At 52.0% G+C, this 20,516-nt stretch carries 17 protein-coding genes; 7 read left to right on the plus strand and 10 right to left on the minus strand.

The window, feature by feature from the left end; genetic code table 11:
- Positions 1-11: 11 nt before the first annotated feature.
- The 6 genes from porD to ACY0JR_RS09800 form a co-directional block, all read right to left on the minus strand.
- Positions 12-920, minus strand: coding sequence for a type IX secretion system protein PorD (gene porD, locus ACY0JR_RS09775; RefSeq protein ID WP_462633841.1), 909 nt, complete (start codon positions 918-920; stop codon positions 12-14).
- The gene (gene coaBC / locus ACY0JR_RS09780) at positions 902-1,564 is read right to left on the minus strand and encodes a bifunctional phosphopantothenoylcysteine decarboxylase/phosphopantothenate--cysteine ligase CoaBC (RefSeq protein ID WP_462633843.1); all 663 of its coding nucleotides are present in this window, start codon (positions 1,562-1,564) and stop codon (positions 902-904) included. The genes porD and coaBC overlap by 19 nt, the downstream gene beginning before the upstream one ends.
- Complete coding sequence (locus ACY0JR_RS09785; RefSeq protein WP_462633844.1) at positions 1,557-2,117, minus strand: flavoprotein; 561 nt, start codon at positions 2,115-2,117, stop codon at positions 1,557-1,559. Before ACY0JR_RS09785 ends, coaBC begins: the two co-directional genes overlap by 8 nt.
- 14 nt (positions 2,118-2,131) lie before the next feature.
- Positions 2,132-2,461, minus strand: coding sequence for a DNA-directed RNA polymerase subunit omega (locus ACY0JR_RS09790; RefSeq protein WP_462633845.1), 330 nt, complete (start codon positions 2,459-2,461; stop codon positions 2,132-2,134).
- Between the two features lie 26 nt (positions 2,462-2,487).
- Entirely contained in the window at positions 2,488-3,342 is an 855-nt protein-coding gene (locus ACY0JR_RS09795) for an outer membrane protein assembly factor BamD (protein WP_462633846.1), read from the minus strand.
- Positions 3,343-3,422: 80 nt separating this feature from the next.
- Positions 3,423-5,186, minus strand: coding sequence for an OstA-like protein (locus ACY0JR_RS09800; protein WP_462633848.1), 1,764 nt, complete (start codon positions 5,184-5,186; stop codon positions 3,423-3,425).
- Between the two features lie 49 nt (positions 5,187-5,235).
- Here ACY0JR_RS09800 and tilS point away from each other — a divergent pair, with 49 nt between their 5' ends.
- Positions 5,236-6,564, plus strand: coding sequence for a tRNA lysidine(34) synthetase TilS (gene tilS, locus ACY0JR_RS09805; RefSeq protein WP_462633849.1), 1,329 nt, complete (start codon positions 5,236-5,238; stop codon positions 6,562-6,564).
- Between the two features lie 408 nt (positions 6,565-6,972).
- Positions 6,973-7,911, plus strand: a complete 939-nt coding sequence (mdh, locus tag ACY0JR_RS09810) for a malate dehydrogenase (protein WP_462633850.1) — start codon at positions 6,973-6,975, stop codon at positions 7,909-7,911.
- Between the two features lie 344 nt (positions 7,912-8,255).
- Here mdh and ACY0JR_RS09815 read toward each other — a convergent pair whose 3' ends face one another.
- Positions 8,256-9,545 (minus strand): metal-dependent hydrolase family protein, encoded by a 1,290-nt coding sequence (locus ACY0JR_RS09815; protein ID WP_462633852.1) that lies wholly within the window; start codon positions 9,543-9,545, stop codon positions 8,256-8,258.
- Between the two features lie 213 nt (positions 9,546-9,758).
- Here ACY0JR_RS09815 and ACY0JR_RS09820 point away from each other — a divergent pair, with 213 nt between their 5' ends.
- Positions 9,759-10,190, plus strand: coding sequence for an NfeD family protein (locus ACY0JR_RS09820; RefSeq protein WP_462633853.1), 432 nt, complete (start codon positions 9,759-9,761; stop codon positions 10,188-10,190).
- 58 nt (positions 10,191-10,248) lie between these two features.
- A complete protein-coding gene (locus ACY0JR_RS09825) occupies positions 10,249-11,139 on the plus strand; it encodes an SPFH domain-containing protein (protein WP_462633854.1) in 891 nt (296 codons plus the stop codon).
- Between the two features lie 335 nt (positions 11,140-11,474).
- On the opposite strand, the gene ACY0JR_RS09830 is transcribed toward ACY0JR_RS09825, so the two are convergent.
- From ACY0JR_RS09830 to mutL, 3 genes are all read right to left on the minus strand, one after another.
- Positions 11,475-12,392 (minus strand): rhomboid family intramembrane serine protease, encoded by a 918-nt coding sequence (locus ACY0JR_RS09830; RefSeq protein ID WP_462633856.1) that lies wholly within the window; start codon positions 12,390-12,392, stop codon positions 11,475-11,477.
- Between the two features lie 3 nt (positions 12,393-12,395).
- A complete protein-coding gene (locus ACY0JR_RS09835) occupies positions 12,396-13,172 on the minus strand; it encodes a rhomboid family intramembrane serine protease (protein ID WP_462633858.1) in 777 nt (258 codons plus the stop codon).
- Between the two features lie 210 nt (positions 13,173-13,382).
- The gene (gene mutL / locus ACY0JR_RS09840; RefSeq protein WP_462633859.1) at positions 13,383-15,224 is read right to left on the minus strand and encodes a DNA mismatch repair endonuclease MutL; all 1,842 of its coding nucleotides are present in this window, start codon (positions 15,222-15,224) and stop codon (positions 13,383-13,385) included.
- Between the two features lie 378 nt (positions 15,225-15,602).
- Here mutL and ACY0JR_RS09845 point away from each other — a divergent pair, with 378 nt between their 5' ends.
- From ACY0JR_RS09845 to ACY0JR_RS09855, 3 genes are all read left to right on the plus strand, one after another.
- Positions 15,603-18,557, plus strand: a complete 2,955-nt coding sequence (locus ACY0JR_RS09845) for a glycoside hydrolase family 3 N-terminal domain-containing protein (RefSeq protein WP_462633860.1) — start codon at positions 15,603-15,605, stop codon at positions 18,555-18,557.
- Between the two features lie 23 nt (positions 18,558-18,580).
- Positions 18,581-19,717, plus strand: a complete 1,137-nt coding sequence (bshA, locus tag ACY0JR_RS09850; RefSeq protein WP_462633861.1) for an N-acetyl-alpha-D-glucosaminyl L-malate synthase BshA — start codon at positions 18,581-18,583, stop codon at positions 19,715-19,717.
- 93 nt (positions 19,718-19,810) lie between these two features.
- The gene (locus ACY0JR_RS09855; protein WP_462633862.1) at positions 19,811-20,389 is read left to right on the plus strand and encodes an NUDIX domain-containing protein; all 579 of its coding nucleotides are present in this window, start codon (positions 19,811-19,813) and stop codon (positions 20,387-20,389) included.
- Positions 20,390-20,516: the final 127 nt, after the last annotated feature.

Raw genomic sequence — 20,516 nt, forward strand, 5'->3', positions numbered from 1 at the left:
TAAACAGAAGTTTAGCGTTGCACCAAGCTTTCGTAACGGGCGCGGTTGGTGGGGTCAATTTGGGTGAGCAATTCAAAGGCCTGCTGTTTTTGGGCCGGAGTGGCCGAAGCAAAGGCATTGCTCAATTCGGTGGCTTTGGCTTCAAAAAATGACCGTAGCGCCGCGCTACCGGAACGGATTCTGGCTACCTGCTGAATATTCCGTAGCGCCTCTAACATGTTCTGTCTGGCCTTCTCCGGGTCTTGCGCCATCAAATCTAGGCCTTGCCGGTGATACAAGTAAATGGCCGAGCGAAGCGGTTCAAACTGCGGGTCTTGCAGGTTGTTGATGAGCCAGTAGCGGTTTCTGGTATCTGCCGTAGCGCTCCAGCCCCCGCTGCCCACCCCTGCCGAGGTAACCAAGTTCAGGATGTTGTTGGCCTCTGCCAACGCATTAGCACCGCCCAGCCGTGAGAAACTGTCGTTGTCCATGCCAATGATGGTGTAAGCGTAAAAAGACAGAATAGCGGTGAGATTGGAGGTGTAAGTGTTAGGCGCGTATTGCAGCGGCTGCGCCGGATTGTACTCAAACTCAAACTTGGTGTCTACAAACGAAAGCACCGTGGTTTCATACCCGGTACCGTACGTGGGCCTACTAGAGATAATCTGGGTGTTGGCTTCGTACACGCCAATCTGGGGCATGGCACGCAGCGTAATGAACATTTTGCACCGGATGCGCTCTTCGTTCTGGTACACGTCACTGGTCCAGCGGGTGTTGTTTATGATCTCAGAGATGGCGTTCTGCATCTGCTGGAACACCTGCCGGTCGGTGGCTTGTACCTGGTCGCTGTTCACGGTTACTTCACAACGTAATTCCTGCGCCTGCAGGCACAACGGGAACAACAGCCCCAGTAAAACCCAACCTATTTTCTTTGCAAACATGCCCATTCAGCTTTAATGGATTCCAGAATATCTTGCGCTACCTCGTCTTTGGTCTTCAGTTCGTACTCCTCTACCGTAGCAGGTTTCACAATGGTGATTTTATTGGTGTCATGCCTGAAACCGGCCCCGGGGTCACGCAGGGAGTTGAGCACTACCATGTCCAGGTTCTTTTTTGCCAGTTTTTGGCGGGCATTCTCCAGTTCCTGATCGGTTTCCAGGGCGAACCCTACCGCAAATTGGTTCAGGCGTTTCTGCTGGCCCAAGGTAGCTGCTATATCAACGTTCTTCACCAGTTCAATGGTAAAAGAGGCGTCACTTTTTTTTATTTTAGTCAGAGCGGTATCCTTGGGTTTGTAGTCGGCTACGGCAGCGGCAAAAATCCAGAGATCGGCTGCCTCGGCTTTTTCCTGACAGGCCGCAAACATTTCATCGGCGGTCATCACAGCGGTGACCTGCACCAATGGATGGAATAACGTCATATTGGTGGGACCCGCTACCAGAAACACCTCGGCGCCTTGTTCGGCCAGGGAACGGGCCAATGCAAAACCCATTTTCCCGGTAGAATGGTTACCAATGAACCGAACGGGGTCTAGAGGCTCATAGGTGGGCCCGGCCGTAATCAGGACTTTCTTGCCGTTAAACAATGTTGTGTGACGTAAAATGCTGTTGTAAAACCTGAATGATCTCTTCGGGCTCTGCCAGGCGCCCCTGCCCTACCAACCCGCTGGCCAGCTCGCCGTGCCCGGCTTCAATGACGTGGTTACCGTAGGAGCGCAGTAACCGAAAGTTTTCCTGCACCGCCGGGTGTTGGTACATGTCCAAGTCCATGGCGGGCGCCACAAACACGGGGCAGCGCGCCGAGAGGTACGTGGCTGACAAAAGGTTATCGCACAATCCTCGGGCAAATTTCCCTACGGTGTTCGCACTGGCGGGCGCTACCACCAGGGCATCGGCCCAGAGGCCGAGTTCCACGTGATTATGCCAAAGCCCGGAGTTGTCATTCCGCACGAACTCGGTTAAGACCGGCCGTTTGGAGAGCGTGGCTAAGGTGACAGGGGTTATAAAAGCAGAAGCAGAAGTGGTCAGGATTACCTGCACTTCTGCTTCTGCTTTGATGAGGAGGCGCACCAGCAAAGCCGCTTTATAGGCCGCAATGCTTCCGCAAACTCCCAGGATAATTTTTTTATGCCGAAGCATTCAAAAACGTAAAATTAAAACGCGGAAGAGGTTTGCTCTTCGTCATCAGCGTTACGGAAGTAAACTTTTCCTTCTACAAACTCTTCAATGGCCATGTTGGTAGGCTTAGGAAGGCGCTCATAGTATTTGGAGATCTCAATCTGCTCGCGGTTCTCAAATACCTCTTCCAGGTTGTCCACGGTAGTGGCAAACTCGGCTAGTTTAGAGTTCAATTCCTCCTTCACCTTCACCGAAATCTGATTTGCCCGCTTAGAGATAATAGAGATAGACTGATACACGTTACCGGTCTCAACCGCCAGGTCAGAAATGTTACGCGTTACGATAGATGCTGGTACTTGGGCCATATGTCTAGTGAAATGGGTTTTACAATTTATTTATTGGTTGCCGTAGCCGCCGCTGCCGGGGCTTTGCTGAGTCTTTCCAGCGCTTGCCGGCTAGAATCATAGATACCTTCGGCAGTACGCAGGAATTTGCTTTGCGGGTACGCGTCCACAAACGTCTGGTACATGGTAATCACCTCGGCGTAGCGATCCCGCTGTTTGCTTTCAATGCTTTCGCGGGCATAGTTGTACTGGGCATCTATGCGCAGGTAAGCGGCTTCTTCATTGTAAATGGAAGAAGGAAAGCTCTTCCGGAAGTTCTCTAACGCCACCACAGCCGCTTTGTAGTACTGCGGATCATAGTTGGTGAGTTTGTAGTATTGCTTGGCTCCTTCAAAGGCCTTTACCTCAATCTTGCGCGAAAGCTCATCATACACTTTGTTGGCTTCTGCCATGTATTTGCTTTGCGGGTAGCGGCGCATGAACTCTTGCAAAGCAGCCATGGCCTGCGCGGTGCTCTGCTGGTCCAGATTCACCGACGGCGATTCATTGGTCAGTGACTTGGCGTTCATGAAAGCGGCTTCCTCGGCGTACTGGCTGCGTGGGAACGTCTGCCCGAAGGAAATAAAGTGGAAGGAGCTTTCCAGGTACAGTTGCTGGTGATATTTGGTGTAGGCATACAGGAAGTTTGCCTTCTCGTACTCGCTACGTCCTTTCAGCAGTGGCATCAGGTCTTCCAGCAAAGCACCGGCTTTGTCGTACTCTTCCTTTTCATAGTAAGAGAGAGCCGCGGCGTATTTCTTGTCTACGTCGTCGCTTTTCAGGATTTTATTGTATTGTCCGCAAGCGCCCAATAGCACTACTAGGAGCAGAATGGACAACCGGGAAAGAATGCGTTTGGTCATAAGCGCGCAAAAATAACGAAAATCTTTTGAATATACACAGAACGATGAGCAAGAGCTACTAAGTATACCTAAATTCCTCCTTAAGAACCTGCTTTCTTGAAACCGCCTCCCTTGATTATAGGACGCCTAGGGGTAGCAGGTTTCACTTGGGTGGGTTTAGACTGTGCAGCAGGTTGAGTTGATGACTTCTGCGGGCTTGCCGTACCTGCCTTAGGCTTGGCGGCCGCTCCTGTAACTGCCTTACTGCCGCTTTTGGCTTTTGTGGTAGCTGTTGTTGGGGTTGGTTTCGGCTTGGCCGGAGCTTTCTTGCCGCCTCTTTTCTCCAGAACATACGCGCGGGTTGGTTTTTCATCACTACGCCACACGAAGCCTTTCAGGCGAGTATCCGGCTCTTCCAGTTCATGCGGCGGAATAAGTTTAGCGTCTGGCTGTTCCAGAAACGTGATGTACTGAACCTGGCCATCGTTGAACATCATGCGCATGTCACTGCTCACCGCCCGGTTCATGCCCATGGTGGTGGTGTCTCCCTGCAGGGCGAAGTAAAGGCTTTCGGCGTTTCCGTTCACGTCAATGCGCCGGATCTTGCCATCACTGAAGCGCGCAATCATGTTGCGGCCTTTCACCTGGTTGTAGTTCTCCAAGGTGTCAATAGAAATAGCGAAGGAGTTCCCGAACATGCGCATCTGATCAATGGTGTTGTTGCGCAGTTGCATGACCACGCTATCTGCGGTCATTTGGTTTTTGTTTGCCCACAGCCGCGGGTTCCTGTCCATGTAGATGATGGAGTCGTTCTGGTCATAGGTGAGCGAATCGCACAAACCCTGTAAGTCAGACTTGAAAATCCGCACATCGCGGTACGCGAACACTTTGCCTTTCTTGGTTTTGTCTTTCACGTTCTCCACAGATACCAGCGTATCTGCTGACAGGTACATGGTATCGCGTTTCTCAATGGTGCGCATGACCGGTGAACCGAAGACTTTGGCCCGGCCCAGCGCGCGCCAGTACAAAGCGGTTTGCCCCGTAATAATGGTAGTGTCTTTGATGGAAGTCATGGACACGTTACGCGACGCCGTGTAGTATTCCTTGGTTTTGTCGTAGGTCAGGGTCTCACCTTTGATCAGGTATTCCGGGGTTTTGATGCTGGCGTTTCCTCTGAAGTTAGACTCACGGGTGGCAGTGTTGTACGTTCCGCGGTTCGCGCGTAGCGTGCCGTCAGGTGACTTGATGGTGGTAGGCCCGAAGAACTCTACTACTTTAGTCACGGTGTTGTAAGACATGGTATCACTCAGCACCTCGGCGTTTTGTCCCACGTATTTGATGTTCTTTTTAAACGTGAGTACCTTGTCATCTGAGGTGTAGGTACCCAGTTGGCTGTTGATGGTGTAGTCTGGCCCTACAATATTACCCGTGGTGGTATAATAAGCGCGTTTCGCGTTCAAATCATAATCCAGCGAAGGCGTGGTCAAGGTCATCTGCTCGTCGCGCAGCGTGACACCGCCCCGCATGGTGGCAATGCGCCGGGTACCGTCATAACTGGCGGTGGCACTGGTGGCATCCATGCCGGGCTGGGTGATGTGCACGTTACTAAACACCTCCAGTTTGTTGCGGTCACTCACGTACTGGTACGCCGAGTCTGAGGTAAGGGTAGTCTGGCCCTGTCGCATGACCACATTGCCCAGCAAACGGCGCACTTCCTCGCCGTTGTACCGACCGGATTGCAGCGTATTCGCCGACACCTCTACCGGCTGTCCGTTCCCCTGCTGCGGCGGCGTAGCCTGCCCATAAGCCAAAATAACCGAGAACAGGGAGAAAAGAGATACTAAACCTATCTTTGTGAACTTCATCAATCAATGCAATAGCTGCGAAATTACTAAAAATACCCTTCCTTTACCGATGCTCCAGAAAGTTTTACACTATATAAACGCCCATCAGTTAGCCACCTCTGACACCAAAATTCTGGCTGCCGTCAGCGGAGGGCTGGATTCAGTAGTCTTAGCCGATCTCCTGCACCGCCTCAAGCTGCCCTTTGCCGTGCTGCACTGCAACTTCGGGCTGCGCGGCGAGGAGTCAGACGCCGATGAGCTGTTCGTGCGCAAACTGGCCAAACAATACGACGCACCTTTCTACAGCGAGCAGTTCCAGACCCAGGCCTTTGCCCAACAGGAAGGCATCTCTACCCAAATGGCCGCCCGCACCCTGCGCTACCAATGGTTTGAGCAGATGCGCCAGAGTCTGGGGTATGATGTCATCGCCACGGCCCACCACCAGTCCGATGCCCTGGAAACCGTGCTCCTGAATCTGGTGCGCGGCACCGGTTTGGCCGGACTTCACGGCATTCTGCCCAAAAACGGGAACCTCATCCGTCCGCTCCTAGGTCTCACCAAAGACGATCTGTATGAGTGGCTGGTAACAAAACGTTTGGCGTGGCGGGAAGATTCCAGCAATGAGAGTACCAAATACAACCGCAACCTGGTGCGCCAGGACGTTATTCCGGTGCTCAAGAAACTCAACCCCAACCTGGAAGAAACCTTCACTTCCACTTTGGAGCGCTTGCAAGGTGCCGAGGCCGTGTTTCTGGCTTCTTTTCAGGAATTGAAGGCCAAAACGCAACGCCAGGAGAACGGCGCCACCTACCTTTCTATTGCGCCCCTGCAAACCAGCCCGACCCCCGTGGTTCTGCTGCATGAACTGCTAAAACCGTTCCACTTTTCCTACAGCCAGGCCCAGGAAATTGCCGCCGCCTGGGAGGGTATTTCGGGCAAGACATTCTCCTCTCCTACCCACGTGCTGGTGAAAGACCGCGAGGACCTGGTCATTACCGCCAAGCCGTTGGAGAAATTCGGAAGTATCACCGTGCCAGAAGAAACCACCGAACTGCGTTTTGGGCCTTATTTAGCCAAATTCACCCGTAAACCCGCTGAAGGCTACAAAGTGCCCCGCTCTAAAGACACCGCCGCCTTAGACGCTGACCTGCTGAAGTTCCCGCTGAAGCTGCGCCCCTGGAAAGAAGGCGATTGGTTTATTCCGCTAGGCATGAACGGTAAAAAGAAAGTGAGTGACCTACTCATAGACAAGAAGGTACCAGCCAACCTTAAGCCCGATGTCTGGGTATTAGTCTCAGACGCATCCTTGACCTGGGTCATTGGCCAGCAACCCGACAATCGTTTCAAAGTCACCGAAAACACCCAGGAAGTGCTGGAAATCACGGTAACCCGGAGCTAATTGTTGATTGTTAATTGCTGATTGTTTGAAAAGAAACCGAACACTCGCTCGCCTCTGGCGAGTGTGAGCTACCTGCGGCCTCTGGCCGCGTGGTGGTGGTGGTGGTGGTGGTGGTGGTATTTGTTAATTGAATCCTAAGCGGCGGGACGCCGCAGGTAGCTCACACTCGCCAGAGGCGAGCGAGGGATGTTATTACCTTTGAAGCAGTACCGGTTATTGGTTTGAGGCTTCGGAGTGACCTTATAAAAAGCCGTTTTAGGCCTGTTTCAGGAAAACAGGCCTAAAACAACAATCAGCAATTGACAATCAACAATCCTTAAAGTCACAGATATTCCCGAAATAATTTTCCGGTGACGGCCTTTTTCCTAATTTCACCGCGTAGTATATCATCTAACCAAACGTAAACAAATGAAAGTAACCGTAGTTGGAGCTGGTAACGTAGGGGCCACCTGTGCCGACGTGTTGGCGTACCGCGAGATTGCCAATGAAGTAGTGTTAGTGGATATCAAAGAAGGCTTCGCCGAAGGCAAGGCATTGGATATCTGGCAGAAATCGCCGATTAACCTGTATGACACCCGCACTGTGGGTGTTACCAATGATTATACCCGTACCGCCAACTCAGACGTGGTGGTGATTACTTCCGGTTTGCCCCGCAAGCCCGGCATGACCCGCGATGACCTTATCAGCACCAACGCCGGTATTGTTCGTTCTGTGACCGAAAACGTGATTAAGCATTCGCCGGAGGCCATCATTATTGTGGTGTCTAATCCCTTGGACGTAATGACTTACGCGGCGCACGTAACTTCTAAACTGCCTCGTACCAAAGTAATGGGCATGGCCGGTATACTGGACACCGCTCGTTACCGTGCTTTCTTAGCCGAAGAATTGAACGTGTCTCCTAAAGACATCCAAGCGGTATTAATGGGTGGCCATGGCGATACCATGGTACCACTTCCGCGTTACACTACCGTAGGCGGTATTCCGGTTACCGAACTGATTGACTCTGCCAAACTGGACGCCATTGTAGACCGCACTAAAAACGGCGGTGGTGAACTGGTGAAACTGATGGGCACCTCGGCTTGGTATGCACCAGGTTCTGCGGCTGCGCAGATGGTAGAAGCCATTGTTCGTGACCAGAAACGCGTGTTCCCGGTTTGTATTAAACTGGAAGGCGAATACGGCATCTCTGGTACCTACCTGGGTGTACCGGTGGTATTAGGTAAAAACGGAATTGAAAAAGTAATTGAACTGCAATTGAACGAGGACGAAATGGCCTTGTTGAAAGCCTCTGAAAAAGCCGTGCGTGAAGTAATGGATGTGTTAGACAACATGCCTGCCAACGCATAAGCGCTAGCTATAAACAGTTAAAACAGGAGAGCCCGGCCAATTGGCCGGGCTCTCCTGTTTTAACTGTTCTATTCTTTTCTTTTTGTCATCTTGAAAAGATCTTGTGGGCGAATTAGACAGACTTTATAGTAATCGCAGTCACAGCTCCTTTCAGGATGACAAATGAAGGGAAATCACTCTCTATGGCGCGGAAGTTACTTCCGTGACTTTCTTTACCTCCTCTTTGTCATCTTGGAAAAATCTTGAGAACGAACTAAGAATGCATTTACTCAGACGTTATTACAGTTCGCCCACAAGATCCTTTCAGGATGACAAAAAATGAATAATGTGTATGGGTAAAAACCCTACTGCTTGTACACCACTCCGTCCTTCATCACAAAGTTCACTTGCTGTAGAACCTTTATATCCTGCAACGGATTCCCGTTTACGGCCACAAAGTCAGCGAACTTCCCTTTCTCTACGGTGCCCAGTTTATCAGACATACCCAACAAATCAGCGGCGTAGACGGTGGCTGCCTTGATGGCTTCCATGGCAGGCATACCGGCTTCCACCATGTACTCAAACTCTTTCGCGTTTTTACCGTGCATGAACACCCCGGCATCTGTCCCGAAGGCGACCTTCACGCCTTTCTTATACGCTTTCGCGAAAGTACCCTGTAACTGCGGCCCAATGGCTAAGGCTTTGGGAGTCACCAGCGGCGGATAGTACCCTTTGATCTTCGCGGAATCGGCCACGGATTTGCCTGCAGTGAGGGTGGGCACGTACCAGGTTCCGTTTTTCTTCATAAGGTTCATGGTTTCCTCGTCCATCAGGGTGCCGTGTTCCACAGAAGTCACCCCGGCCCTTACAGCGCGTTTCATGCCTTCGGCTCCGTGGGCGTGCACCGCTACTTTCAGCCCCAGATCGTTGGCGGTCTGCACAATGGCTCTGATTTCCTCTTCGGTGAACTGAGGCGCGGAACCATCTTTGGCTACGCTCAGCACCCCACCGGTAGAAGCTATTTTAATAAGGTCGGCTCCGTTTTTGTATTGGTAACGCACGGCTTTGCGGCATTCATCGGGTCCGTTTGCTACTCCTTCGGCGGGGCCGGGATCACCTTGCAAATCTGCGCGGTACCCGTTGGTGGGGTCCATGTGCCCGCCCGTGGCCGAGATGGCCTTGCCTACCACGAACATGCGCGGCCCTTTCACCAAGCCTTGATTGATGGCGTCGCGGAGCTGCACATTCACGCCGCTGCCGCCTAAATCCCGAACTGTGGTAAAACCGGCCAGCAGCGTCCGCTCTGCATAATTAACTGACCGGAAGGCCACGGTTCCTTTGTTCAACGAGATGGCCTCCGCAATGGCATTGGGCTTGGTTTCGCTTTCAAAATGCACGTGCATGTCCATGAAGCCGGGCATCACGGTTCTGTTTTTCAGGTCAATGACCTTGGCACCGGCAGAAGGCGTTGTGTAGCCTTTCTCCACACCCACAATCTGGTTTTTCTCAATAATCACGGTCATCTCAGACTGGGGCTGGTTTTTAATTCCGTCAATCAGTTGGCCGCAATGCAGGTAGGTTCTTTGCGCCATCGTTTCAAAGCCCGCAAAAGTCAGCAACGCCATGGTAGCCAAGGAGTAGAAGTGTTTCTTCATAGAGAATCTGGTTTGTCTGTTTAGGTTATCCAAAATAGTAAAATCTAAGACAATTCTAACCTTGGCACTCTTGCACCAGTCAGTTTAGACCTATTCTCGCTACATCGGCTTCAAAACAATTCTACTTCTGCTGTTATATTTTACATCCGCCAACGACTAATACCCCAAACAGGCGTTCATAATCAATAGCTTAAAGTAGAAAACGAAAAGACGATGGAGATGGAAGCATGGTGGATATGGCTCATAGCGGGCATTTTGCTGCTGATAGCCGAGATGGTGACTGGTACTTTCTATTTGCTGTGGCTGGGTATCTCCGTATTGGTGGCCGCCGTTTTGGCGTACCTATTCCCCCAGGCCCATTGGCTACCTCCTGCCGCCGCCAGCGTTTTTGCTTTGTTTTTGATATTTCTCACCAAACCGCTCACAGCCCGTCTGCGCCAAGCCAAAGGCTACGCCGATCCGGCCCACCAACTCACCAACCAGCAGGGCGAAGTACTGGAACCCATCTCCTCTACCCGCCTGGGCATTGTGCGGGTGGGCACCGAAATTTGGTCGGCGAGTGCGCAGGAAGATCTTTCGCCGGGGCAGCGCATTCTGGTCATCGGCCAAAGCAGCACCGTTTTGCAAGTAGTTCCTATCAAGTAAACCTTCCTTTTCAGGCCATTTTTAAAGAATTCAGCTAAAACCAACATACCTCAGAACTATGACTACCTCTCTCATTATTCTTGCCGCCGTCATTGTGCTCATGGCGCTCTCTATCCGCATTATACCGCAGCAACGGGTAGGCGTGGTAGAACGGCTGGGTAAATTTCAGCGCCTCATGCACCCCGGCCTGAACCTGTTCATCCCCATTGTGGACCGCGTGCGGGTGTACCACGATTTGCGCATCCAGCAGACGAACGTTCCGCCCCAGAGCGTGATTACACGTGACAACGTGCAGGTGCTCATTGACACCATTGTGTTCTACCAGGTAGTAGGGCCAGAGCAGGCCACGTACGGCATTTTTGACTACGTGTTGGGCGTGCGCAACATCACCACGGCTACCATGCGGCAAATCATCGGTAACCTGGAACTAGACGAAACCCTATCCGGCCGCGAGCGGATTTCCGCAGAGATCAGAACCGCTTTAGACGAGGCTACCGAGAAATGGGGTGTGCGCATTGAACGCGTGGAGGTCATTGACATCAAACCACCGCTGGACATTCAGGAAGCCATGGACAAGCAGATGAAAGCCGAGCGGAACCGCCGGGCCACTATTCTGGAAGCCGAAGCCGCCAAACAAGACATGATTCTCCGCGCCGAAGGGGATAAAACCAGTAAAGTACTTCGGGCGGAAGGGGACCGTGCTTCCGCTGAACTTCAGGCCTTGGGGCAGGCCCGCGCCATCGCTGACGTGGCGGAAGCCGAGAAAAGACGCATCCAATTGTTGATTGAAGCGGGCCTAGATGAGCGGGTACTGACCTATAAATCGTTTGAAGCCTTGGAAAAAATCGCCATGGGTCCGGCCAACAAGATCTTCATTCCTACCACTGCCGTGGAAACCTTGGGTAACATAGGTGCCATAGGCGATATGCTCAAGAGCAGCAAAAGCTAAGCTGTTTAAGGGTAGGTTTCCAGAAAACAGCTTTAAATCAGCCTACAATAAAGTACGCCTCGCAGATCTTGTCTGCGAGGCGTTCTTTATTATATTTCACACTCCATCCAACTCGTACGGACAGGTCGTGACCTGTCCTTTCTTCTGCGGGCGTTTCTCGTGGAATGTGTTTGCATTAGACAGCTACCGTGGTGGACAGGTCACGACCTGTCCGTACAAACAAAATCTGCCACACCTGGAAAGAAGCCGGTTTCGTTTGGGCAAGAGTATGTTTTTTTAGCCTCTTTTTAGAAAAAGTGCCCTAAAGCAAAAAGCTGAAAACCAGCAATTACCAACTATTTCTGGCTGGCCTTAAACAGCTTCTGCTTTTCTTCTTTGGTCAGGCTTTCATACCCCGAGACAGAAATCTTATCCAGAATCTGGTCTATCTCCAATTGCGACGGATTACCCGGAATATTGGAAGCTGCTGACACGGGAGACGAAGCTGATGAGGTGTACGGACGGTTAGGGTTTTTGTATGCCACTTTCAGCGGGGAGCGGCGCTGGAACAGGCCTCTGAAAAAGCCGAGGACTGCTTGCACGGGTCTTCCCCAGTCTGAGCCACTCTGTAACTGCCGCACGTAAAAGAAGCCTAGGAGCGCGCCGCCTAAGTGCGCAATGTTTCCACCCGCGTTCCCACCGGTAGCCCCAGAAATAGACAGCAATACCATGACCAAAGCAATGTATTTGATCCGGATGGGGCCAATCAGAATCAGGTTGAAGGTGTAGTTGGGCAACAACGTGGCCGCGGCTACCATAATGGCAATCACACTACCGGAAGCCCCCATCATGAAAGAACCTTCAGCCCGAATCTGCAGGTAAGGAATAGTGTTGTAGCTGATCAGGTAAATGAGACCACCGGCCAAGCCGCCCAAAATGTAGAGGTTCACCAGACGCTTATCGCCTAAATATTCCCGAATCAGCATCCCGAACCAGTACAGGTTGAGCATGTTGAAGAGTATATGGAAGAATTCCAGATGAATGAAAAAGTAAGTAAAGATGGTCCAGAACCGGTACGCGAAGAGCTGCAGGTTGGAAGGCACGCTCAAAAAGGTCATGAGGTAGGCAAACAAGCTGCCTGAGCCGCTGAGCGTCATGATGGTGCGCAGGATAATCAACACTGCAAACACCACCACATTGATGAAAATGAGCTGGTGCAGGGCATTGTTGCCTCTGCTAAACGCCGAACGGATATCGTCAAAAATGCTAGTCATAGGTTAGTAAAAGTTGTTGCGTTGTTTTTCCCAAAGCTTCAATAGAATATACGCAAAAAGCATTCCGCCCAAATGCGCGAAGTGGGCTACATTGTCGCCGGGCATGCGGTTCAAGCCCGAGTAAATCTCAAAGCCCCCGTACATGAGCACAAAATATTTGGCCTTGATGGGCACCGGAAAGAATAGCAGCATGAGCTCGGTATTGGGGAACAACATCCCGAACGCCATCAGAATCCCGAACACCGCGCCGGAAGCTCCCAACATCTGCCCATTAAGCATCCTAGTAAATTCCTGCTGTACCAAAGCACTTGTCTCTGCGATTTTGATTGGATCTTGGGGATTTCGCTGAAACTCAACGAGGTAATCAGTATTATATCTAACAGTTTGTAAGCTGTCTAAAATCTTCTTAAAGTCAAATGGATCTGGGTTTTGCAGATACGCTGCTACTAAATCTTGTATGTTACTCACTTCCCAATAGTGTACCCCCGAGTACAGCAAACTGGCCCCCAAGCCTGTTATCAGGTAGAAGACTAGGAAGCGCTTTTCGCCCCAGTACCGCTCCAGCATGGGTCCAAACATAAATAAACTGAACATGTTGCCGAACAGGTGCATCAAACCTCCGTGCATGAACATGTGGGTGACAAATTGGTACGGCCGGAAATAGTCTGAGCGGATATCATGCAGCGCAAACATTTGTGAAGGAAACAGCCTATCACTTAGAATGAACATGATCACGTTCAGAATAAGCAGGTTACGCACCATGGGCGTGATGGGTGGCATAGCAGAGTCTTATAGTATGGTACAGGTGTCAGGAAACCAAAAAGCCAGGCAAAACCAGCACTTTCTCCTTCCCTGCTTAGGATAACAGCGGGCGAAAGTAATAGTTATGTTTCAAACAGTACGGAGAAACGCCCGCTATTGGTACCCCGCCCCGATTAAATAATCAGCTTGCCGCATATTTCACGCCAAAAACCTGTACCAGACAGAATGCTAGCCGCGCAGAAACAGGTCCTGTAGCTGTTCGGTTTGCAGAATTACCAGCGTTTTCTGCCCACTGGGCGTGTAATTGGGCACTTGGCAGCCAAACAACCGGTCTACCAGGGCGTTCATTTCCTGGTCACTCAACCTGCCAGTTAGGCGGGAAGCCACACGTCTGGCCATGGCCCGTGCCAAATTTTCCTGCCGGTCTACCTTCAACGCACTCAGGTTATTTTTGTACTGCTCCAGCAAGCCTTCAATCAGCTCCTTTTCATCGCGCAGCGGAATCTCTGCGGGAATACCGTTCACCACCAGCGTATTATTCCCGAAATCATTGAACACGAAGCCCAGCGCCGTGAACTCGTCAGACAATTCCATCACCAAAGAGAAATCGGCGGGCGAGAGTTGGAGGGTCTGCGGAAAGAGCAGTTGCTGCGAGGCCCCGGTGCGTTTGCCCAAAGCCTGGCTGTATTTCTCGTACAGAATCCGTTCTTGCGCGGCCTGTTGGTCCACCACCATCAAGCCAGATTTTACCTGCACCATCAAATACTTCTGATGCACCTGCAATGTCTTGGAGCCTCCGGCCAGGTTCGCGGTTGCCGAGGAAAACGAATCTTCCTCCGGAAACAAATGACTGTCCTCGGTATTGGCGCGGGAAACCTCGCGGGTAGGGGCCGTTGGGGCAAAATCATCCCTCCCACCGCCGCCCGAAGCGCGGGAAGTAAACGTGGTGGACTGATTCATCTTAGACGAAGTTCTGGGTGCCAAAGCAGGCGCGGTTTCAAAATCCATGGAAGCAGGAAACTTCATGGGCTGCAAAGGCATATAATTCACATCGGCGCCAAAGTCCAGCGATGGGGCAATGTTGTGCAAACCTAGGCTCTGTTTCACGGCCGCCCGCACAATAGCGTAGACGGTTTTCTCGTCCTCAAACTTAATCTCGGTCTTGGTAGGGTGCACGTTGATGTCTATCGTTTCCGGGGCTATTTCCAGAAAGAGCACGTAAAACGGAAAACTGTCTTTGGGCAGCAGGCCTTCAAAGGCGGTGAGCACGGCGTGGTTCAGGTACTGGCTTTTGATAAAGCGGTTGTTCACGAAGAAGAACTGCTCTCCGCGGCTTTTCTTGGCAAATTCCGGCTTGCCTATGTAGCCGCTAACGGTCAGAAATGGCGTAGTCTCTTCGCAGACCGCCATTTGTTCTTTGTACTCTTTGCCAAAAATGCTCACAATGCGTTGGCTCAGTTTCCCGGCGGGCAAATTCATCACCTCCACCTCGTTCTGGTACAGCACAAAGGCTATTTCAGGATTTGCCAAAGCCACGCGCTGAAACTCGTCCAAAATGTGGCGCATCTCCACGGGGTTGCTCTTCAGGAAATTGCGACGGGCGGGTACGTTGAAAAATAAATTCTTCACGCTTACCACCGTCCCCTCGGCCATGGCCACCGGCTCCTGTTTCATAACCTCGTTGCCTTCAATAGTGAGGCAGGTGCCCAGTTCTGAACCCCGGGCGCGGGTTTTCATCTCCACTTGGGCCACGGCCGCAATGGAGGCCATCGCCTCGCCCCTAAAGCCCATGGTCTTTATGCGGAACAGGTCTTCGGTAGATTTTATTTTAGAAGTGGCGTGCCGCTCAAAACACATGCGGGCGTCGGTCTCGGTCATGCCTACGCCGTCGTCCACCACCTGAATGAGCTGCTTGCCTGCGTCTTTAATGATCAAGGTTACGCTAGTACTGCGCGCGTCTACGCTATTCTCCAACAACTCCTTTACCACCGAGGCCGGGCGCTGCACCACTTCGCCCGCGGCGATCTGGTTGGCCAAATACTCGGGTAACAAACGGATGATATCTGCCATACAAACTTCCCTGCGTAGTGTAAATTGAAGGCTTTCTGAGCCGGTTTTTCAAACCAGAACGAAAAGGGTCTGGCTATTTTTCGGGCACAAAAGCAAAATTTTGAGTAATATTACCAGCTTAAACAGCGGCCTAACGTCCCTCGCCTTCTGCAAGTTCTCTCTTCCTGGTCTCCGGTGCCCTGGTCATTTACGCCAGATGGCTCCATGAGACGCGCTAGAAAGAACCCTGGCAAGGGAAAGACTCTGAACCTTAGGCGTTTTCAGTCGTTTTATGCAAAACGGGCGCAAAACGCTTCAGAGTTACGCAGCCGCGGCTAGTTTTCCTCTGCGAAATTAGCCCTATGAAACAGTTATTCAAATTAAATTACGCGTTGCGAAATGCTAAAGCGATATAGCCTGTGGCTGCTGACCGTGGTGATGGGCGTCTGGTGGGGATTGTCGGGGTTTGTGCCGAAGGGCCGGGGCAATGTCACCGTTCAGGAGCAGCGCTGGGTAGACAGTGTGTACCAGACACTTACCCCAGACCAGCGGTTGGGCCAGCTCTTCATGGTGGCCGCTTACTCCAACAAACCGCAGAGCCACGTCCGTGAGATAGAACACCTTATTACCCAGTATGGCATTGGCGGCGTCATGTTCATGCAAGGCGGCCCGGTGCGCCAGGCCAACCTCACCAACCGCTACCAAAGCATCTCCAAAGTACCGCTGTTGGTGGCTATTGACGCCGAGTGGGGCTTAGACATGCGCCTGGACAGCAGCATGCACTTCGCCAAGCAGATGACCTTGGGGGCGCTGCCCGATGACCATTACGTGTACCTCATGGGCCGGGAAATCGCGCTGAAATTGAAGCGCTTGGGTATTCACGTGAATTTCTCGCCGGTGGTGGACGTGAACAGCAACCCCAAAAACCCGGTCATCGGGAACCGCTCTTTTGGCGAAAGCAAGGAGAAGGTGACTGCCCGAAGCATCGCCTACATCAAAGGACTGCAGGACCACGGCATCATCGCAGTGGCCAAACATTTCCCCGGCCACGGCGACACGGATTCTGATTCGCACTTCTCCTTACCGGTTCTGTCCCATGACATGGCCCGCCTTACCGAGGTGGAGTTATATCCCTTCAAGCGCTCTTTTGACGCGGGCGTGATGGGCGTAATGGTGGCGCATTTGCACGTACCCAAGCTGGATTCCATCGCGAACCGCGCCGCTACGTTGTCGCCGTATTTGGTAAATGACCTGCTAAAAGGCCAGATGCAGTACGAAGGCCTGGTGTTCACCGATGCCCTGAACATGAAGGGCGTGACCCGCTACCACAAACCCGGCGAGGTAGACGCGCTGGCCCTGAAAGCCGGCAATGATGTGCTGCTTTTCTCTGAGGATGTGCCCAAAGCCATCGCCAACATCAAACAAGCCATTGCCGACAGTACCATTAGTGAGCGGGAGATTGAGGTGCGGGTGCGCAAAATGCTGCACGCCAAGTACTGGGCCGGCTTAAATCAATATGCGCCTATTGACCTTACCAATTTATCACAAGACCTGAGCCGCCCGATAAGCCAGGTATTGCAGCAGCAGTTGTATGAGCAGGCAGTTACGGTGGTGGCCAACAAAAACAACCTGTTGCCCTTCCGGGTACTGGATACCACAGAATTCGCCTCGGTGTCTGTGGGCGCAGGCCTGAACAACGTGCTCACCCAGACCCTGGACAAGTACGCGCCCTTCCAGAAGTTTGCGGTGACCAGCCGTTTTGCCCCAGACAGCACCTATGCCCGCATCAAGCGCGATTTGGCTACCGCCGATGTGGTAGTAGTTTCCTTGCACAAACTGAACAACAGCCCCAGCAGCAACTACAACCTATCGGGCTCTTCCTTAGAGTTCATCAGAGATTTGCAGCGCGACCCTACCAAGAAAGTAGTAGTGGTCGTAATGGGTAATGCCTACAGCCTCAAGAACTTTGAGAACAGCGACTGGCTGGTGTGTGGGTACGAAGACAACGACATTACCCGTAAGGTCATTCCGCAGATTCTGTTTGGAGCGCTTCCGGCCAACGGCCGTTTGCCGGTGACCGCCTCCCCTAAACTGAAAGCCGGCATGGGCGTTTCCACTCCGTCTTTGAGTCGCCTGAAATATTCCCTGCCTGAGAGCGTGGGCATGAACTCCACCATTCTGAAGCAGATAGACAACATTGCCCTGGAGGCTATTGCGTACGCGGCCACCCCGGGGTGTCAGGTACTGGTGGTGAAAGACGGCACGGTGGTCATGGAAAAAGCCTACGGCTATTACACCTATGACCGCAGCCAACCCGTCACGGAGAAAACCATCTATGACCTGGCGTCCATCACCAAAGTGGCCGCCACGTTGCAGGCGGTCATGTTTTTGAAAGACCAGGGCCGCCTGAAACTGGATGAAAAACTGGTGACCTACCTGCCCGAATTAAAAGGCTCCAACAAGGCCAACCTTACCGTGCGTGACGTGCTACTGCACCAGGCCGGGTTGAAGGCGTACATTCCCTTCTGGACCAAAACCATCAAAGATGGCAAGCTGAATCCCCTCTATTATGACAGCCTTCCGTCCTCTACGTACCATAACCTGGTAGTGCCGGGCGTTTACAGCAACCAAAAGCTGGAAGATTCCATCTGGAAGTGGATCGTACAATCTGACCTGGAGGGAAAACGCGCCGCCAACGGCAAGTTCGACTACCGGTACTCAGACTTGGGGCTGCACCTTATGAAACGGGTGGCCGAACGGCTCTTAAACCAACCCCTTCCTGATTTTCTGGAACAGAATTTCTATGCGCCTTTGGGTGCGGCTACGCTTACGTTCAATCCTTTAGACAAATTCCTGAAAGAGCAGATTGCCCCTACCGCCCCCGGTTCCCAATTCAACCCAGATGTTCCTCTGCAAGGAACAGTGCATGACGGTAACGCCGCCATGCTGGGCGGTAAAGCCGGGCACGCCGGTTTGTTTTCCAACGCTAATGACCTGGCCATTCTCATGCAGATGGATTTACAAAACGGAAAATACGGCGGACAGCAATACTTCAAAGGCCCCGTTGTGACCGAGTTTTCTGAAAACGGCAGCAAAACCAGCCGCCGCGGCATTGGCTGGGACAAACCAGAACCCGAGGGCAATGGCCCTACCTCAGACCTGGCTCCCTTGAGTACCTTCGGCCATACCGGCTTCACGGGTACCGGCGCCTGGATTGACCCCGAGAACAATATTATTTACATCTTCCTTTCAAACCGCGTCTACCCTGACTCTGAGAACGATAAGTTGTTGCAGTACAACATCCGGACACGTATTCACGACGTAGTATATCAATCGTTAGCCCCTAACCCGTAACTTCGCGGGAAACAGATACGCGCATGAAGATTGGAATCGTATGCTACCCTACTTTTGGCGGTAGCGGAGTGGTCGCCACTGAACTAGGCAAAGCCTTGGCGCAGAAAGGTCACCAGGTCCATTTTATCACCTACAGCCAACCGGCCCGACTGGATTCTTTCAACGAGAATCTGTTTTACCATGAGGTTAACATTCCCAACTATCCGCTTTTCCAGTACCCGCCGTATGAGCTAGCACTGGCCAGCAAGATGGTAGATATTGTTCAGTTTGAGCACTTAGACGTCTTGCACGTGCACTATGCCATTCCGCATGCCTCGGCGGCCTTCATGGCCAAGCAGATCTTGCAGACCAAAGGCATTCAGATTCCGGTCATTACCACGTTGCACGGCACAGACATCACCCTGGTGGGCAAAGACGCTTCTTATGAGCCGGTTGTCACGTTCAGCATCAATCAGTCAGATGCGGTTACCTCTGTTTCTGAAGACCTTAAGCGAGAAACCTACGAACACTTTCCTATAGAGAAGGAGATTGTGGTCATCCCTAACTTCATTAACCTGGAGCGTTTCCAGAAACAACGCAAAGACCACTTTAAATCGGCCATTGCGCCGTTCGGCGAAAAGCTGCTGGTGCACACCTCCAATTTCAGGGGCGTGAAACGCATTGGCGACATCATCAAGATCTTCCACAAGGTGCGGGAGAAGATTCCGTCCAAGCTGATTTTGGTGGGCGATGGCCCCGAACGCCCCAAAATGGAAAACCTGTGCCGCAAACTGGGCATCTGCCAGGATGTGCGTTTTCTGGGCAAACTGGAAGCTGTGGAAGAACTGCTCTCCATTGCCGATGTCTTCCTGATGCCTTCTGAAAAAGAAAGCTTCGGCTTGGCCGCCCTGGAAGCCATGGCCTGCGAAGTGCCGGTCATTTCCTCCAACGCCGGCGGGTTGCCCGAACTGAACGTGCACGGCGTTACCGGTTTTGTGAGCAACGTGGGTGATATAAAGGACATGGTCAAGAACACGCTCTTCCTGCTGCGCGATGACCAACTGCCTACCTTCAAAGCCAACGCCCTGGCCCGCGCCAAAGAGTTTGAAATCAGCAAGATTGTCCCCCTTTACGAAGACGTTTACCTGCAAGCCGCCGAGGCGGTGCGTACGCAGGTGTAAACCAATTCTCTTGTTTGCATATGCTGTTTTAAGGCCGAATTTCAGAAAATAGCGTTACAACAGCTCTTAGTATTGACATAAAATACTCCCCATATGAGCCACGAAAAACCTCAGCACTCGCTTGAAAACCCTTGGAAAACCTTGGAATCCACGCCTATTTACAGCAACCCCTGGATAAGCGTCCGGGAGGAGCAGGTAATTAACCCGGGCGGCGGAAGAGGCATTTATGGCGTGGTTTCCATGAAAAACAAAGCTATTGGGATTATTCCGGTGGATGAGGAAGGCAATACCTGGCTGGTAGGGCAATACCGCTATACGGTGAATGAATACTCCTGGGAAATCCCCATGGGAGGCGGACCGATTGGGATAGACCCGTTGGAATCCGCGAAGCGGGAATTAAAAGAGGAAACCGGCTTTACCGCCGCCGAATGGACCAACATTGGCCGGATTCATACTTCCAACTCAGTGACTGATGAAGAAGGCTTCATCTTTTTGGCTGAGGAACTGACTGCTGGTGAGACGGAGTTTGAGGAAACGGAAGACCTTAAAATCTGGAAGCTGCCTTTGAATGAGGCGGTTCGCATGGCCATGGACAGCGAGATCACGGATGCTATCAGTATTGCCGGTTTATTGAAAGCCGAGAAGATCCTTTTAACCCGCCGACCCAAATAACAGCACGCCCGTGGCACTAAGTCTACGTGAAGTGCGTTTGCCGTTTTAGAGCCACTTTTCTGAAAACAGGCAATAAGGCTTTAAGGGGTGCACTTGTGGTGCTTTTCATACTAATTTGTAATTTTGG

This window comes from Rufibacter sp. JT3400010 (assembly GCF_054956755.1).